The sequence below is a fragment of the Skermanella sp. genome, assembly GCF_059503625.1.
Map to the genome: position 1 here is coordinate 1 of NZ_JCACHA010000189.1, position 3,443 is coordinate 3,443.

A 3,443-nucleotide genomic window follows, 5' to 3' on the forward strand; every position below is an offset into this window, starting at 1 on the left:
GGTACCGAATATGCTCTGCATGGGGTGCTCCGTTAATGGTGCACACCATTGCAAACCAAAATTGCGAACCGAGTATGAATGGTCGAAGGCTTATTGTTCCTCGAGATTAAGGATCGTATAAGAATTCTGTCTTTTCCACCGGGTGACCCGCGGCCTGGGGACCGTGCGGTCCCGGCAATCACGCCCCCACGCGGCATTTGACGCCGTCGCCACCCTGCCCAGCGCCACCCTGCCCGGCACCTTTTGGCGCCGCGATGGCCCAGCCAGCGGCGGCCATGACGGCGATGACCAGGCCGCACAGCGCCAGATAAAGGACCTCGCCGCCGCCCAGCCGCGCCCAGATCGCCGTCGCCCCGTATGACACCGCGAGACTGACGCAGAATGTGGACAGCGAATCGTAGCCGACCCATCTCAGCACACGACCCGGCAGCGAGCGCAGCAGGCCTGGCGCAGCGGTCATGATCAGCATGGCGAGCAGGACCACCGTCAGCGCGTGGGTCAGCCTGAGCGGACCGAGGTTGGTCTTGCCGGTGCCAGGCAGCGGCAAGACGGCGTCCCCAAACGGGTGCAGAAACGCCATCTCGTCGTAGCGTCCGTTCAGCGCGTAAAGCAGGGTCAGGACCCCGAAGAAAGCAAGCGCGCCGATCAGCTTGGACCCGATCCGCGTGACGCACACCCGCTCCAGCCACCGGTTCATGCCGAGCAGCGAGCCCCCGAAGAACAGAAGCTGCCAGGCGAAGGGGTTGAGGTTCCACAATCGGTCGCCTTCCGGCAGGCCGCCCGGAAGGTTGAGGCCGGGTGCCAGCTGAACAAGGCCGTAAAGGCCGAAAGTGATCAGGAAGGCGACGAAGGGGGATCGTCCCGCCAGGGCGATGAAACCTGGCGTCACGGCGAGCAAAAGGACATAGGTGAACAGGATGTCAAGGCCGTAAGGCGTCGCGAGGGCGACCGAGAACGCCAGAAAGGAGGAAAAGGGATCGCGCAGAAACGGTTCGGTGAAGGTGACCTGCGCCACCGCTGGGGCCGCCAGGGCGGCAATCGCAAGGCAGGCGCCGAGCAGTACGCAATTGTAGGCGTAGATCTTGTAGGCGCGCCCGAGGCATTTGCCGGCCATGCGCGCCAGGCCGTGCTTTCTGTAGACCCCGGCATAGACCTGCCCCACGAGATACCCCGACAGCAGGAAGAAGATCTCCGCTGAGGATGAGAACCCGAACTGCGTAAGGGTCGGAAAGGACGGTCCCTTAAGGCCGAGATCGGCCGCCAGCCAAGTAAAATGGTTCAGGGCTATGGTGAAAATGGCGAGGCCGCGCAGGGCGTCGATCCGTGTGTCTCTCATGAAGAATATCCGCCGAACTGAAAATTGTGAAACGGTTCAAGGATTGCTTGTGAGGCGAATGGCCGGACAGGCGCGGTCACTTGGCTTTCCGAAGCACCGGCACGCCGGGCAGGCGCTCCCGCAAATCCTCGAGCCGACCCGATCCGCGCACGCCGCCGATATCAAGCGCCACGGCGGCGCCGAGATAGGACAGGCCGCCGGCGGCGACCTTGAGGACGAGGGTCAGCCCTGCGCCCTGCCCGTCCGGCAGGGCGGAGATGGTGGCCGCCATCACGCACGCGGCGGCCCCGATCTTCAGGAACTCGGTCCATGGCATCGGCAGGCGGAACAGCCGGCGGCCCGCCGCGTAGCCGGCCAGCGCGCCGAACAGGAAGGAGCCGAGCGTGGCATAGGCGGCGCCCATGACGCCCAGCCGCGGCACGAGGATCAGGTTGAGGACGAGGTTGAGAACGGCCGTGGCCGCAGTGACAAGCGTCAGTGGAAGCGCGCGCTTGCTGAGATGGAAGGCATGATCCAAATAATTCGACCGCAGGCAGGCCAGGAAGGTTCCGGCGGCGATCGGCGGGATCAGGGCCGCGACCGCCTCGCGGAAATCGGCCCCGACCAGCGCCGCGATTTCCGGGGCGACCAGCGACAGCCCGACGGTCGCCGGCAGTCCCAGGGACACCAGGATCACCGCATTGCGCTCCAGCTGGCGCCGCGCTGCCTCTTCCCCCTCCTGCTCCAGAAGCCGCACGGCGGTCGGCAGGGCGGCGGCTCCCACCGACTGCATGATCGATTTGAGGGCTTTGTCCGCAATGTCGTAGCCCACGGCGTAGAGGCCGACCGCCTGCGTGTCGGCGAGCCAGCCAAGCACCAGGCGATCGCTGTACAGGGTAACGTTGTCGAGCGTCAGGCCCAGGGTGAGCGGCAGGCCGAACCGGTGGAAGGCCCGGATGTCGCGGCGATCCGCCCGCCGCGGGTCGATCCCGCGCCAGTGAAACCAGCTCAGCCACAGGGTCGGCGCCAGCATGCCGACGGCGGTGCCGAGCAGAATTCCGCCGGCGCCCCACCCGAGCGCCGCGAGCCCGACGCCCACGGCAGTGCCCAGCACGGCCCGAAGAATCGACAGCTGGGTGTAGAGCCACGCCTGCCCCCGCGCGATCAGGAAATGGAAGTTGATTTCCATCCAGCCCTGCACGATCAGCAGGAAACCCGCCAGCAGGATCAACAGCCGTTCACCGGGAGTCTGGGATACCAGCAGCAGATAAGGCACGCCGGTGGTCACGACCAGCGCCACCACGGCCAGGAAGCTGAGCAGCACGGACGCCTGGAACCGGGCCGGATCGGAGGAAGCAGCCAGGAGCCGAACCACCGACATGTAGATCCAACCGATCGCCGCGGACGACACGAGCGACACGATAGAGAGGATCAGGGCATAGAGGCCGTACTCCTCGGTGCTGAGGAAGCGTGTGTAGAGCCCGATCGCCAGGAACGTCAGGATGGCCGGAACCAGCCGGCTGACGATGTACAGCACAGTCCCGCGGAACACGCCGGATGGGGCCGTCATGCGGCACTCCGGGGGCTTCGCTCCGGCGCCGCTTCCGTGAGTGATCCGGGGGCGCGGCCGGCGGTGCGCGCTTGCGCTTCCGCGCAGGCACGGCGGAACAGACGGTAGTAATCCGCCACCGGATCCGGCCGGCCGACCGGGACCGGCGCGCCGTCCGCTTTGCGGTCGAGCAGGTCGACCACGCGTCCGGCGAAATCCCGGGCATCCTCGGCCAGGTGCAGGCCGGGCAGAGCCTCCAGATCGAGACCGCGGGCTCCGGCCGCCGTCGCAATGACGGGGCGGCCGAACCGCAGCGCCTCCAAGGTCTTCAAGCTGACGCCGGTGCCCGAGATCAGGGGAACGACGGCGACGCCGATCCGATCGTAGAAGGATGCGACATCCGCCACGGAGCGTTCGAGAACCACGCCCTCGGGCTCGAAGCCCAGCCTGGCGAACGGAACCGTGACCCCGCCGGTCACCAGCAGGCGGAACTCCGGGCGGCGGCGGCGAATCAGGGGCAGGATGTCACGGGTGAGAAACAGCAGTGCTTCGAGGTTGAACGGAGCGTCGGACGCGATG

At 66.7% G+C, this 3,443-nt stretch carries 3 protein-coding genes; all 3 read right to left on the bottom strand.

Going from position 1 to position 3,443, the window contains the following annotated elements; genetic code table 11:
- Window positions 1-178: 178 nt before the first annotated feature.
- On the bottom strand, window positions 179-1,336 hold the full coding sequence (gene opgC, locus AC5JJ6_RS04900; protein WP_496040969.1) for an OpgC domain-containing protein: 1,158 nt from the start codon (window positions 1,334-1,336) through the stop codon (window positions 179-181).
- Between the two features lie 76 nt (window positions 1,337-1,412).
- Complete coding sequence (locus tag AC5JJ6_RS04905; RefSeq protein ID WP_496040970.1) at window positions 1,413-2,885, bottom strand: oligosaccharide flippase family protein; 1,473 nt, start codon at window positions 2,883-2,885, stop codon at window positions 1,413-1,415.
- Window positions 2,882-3,443, bottom strand: a 562-nt coding sequence (locus tag AC5JJ6_RS04910; protein WP_496040971.1) for a glycosyltransferase family 4 protein, incomplete at its 5' end; no start/stop codon positions are given. The genes AC5JJ6_RS04910 and AC5JJ6_RS04905, both read right to left, overlap by 4 nt.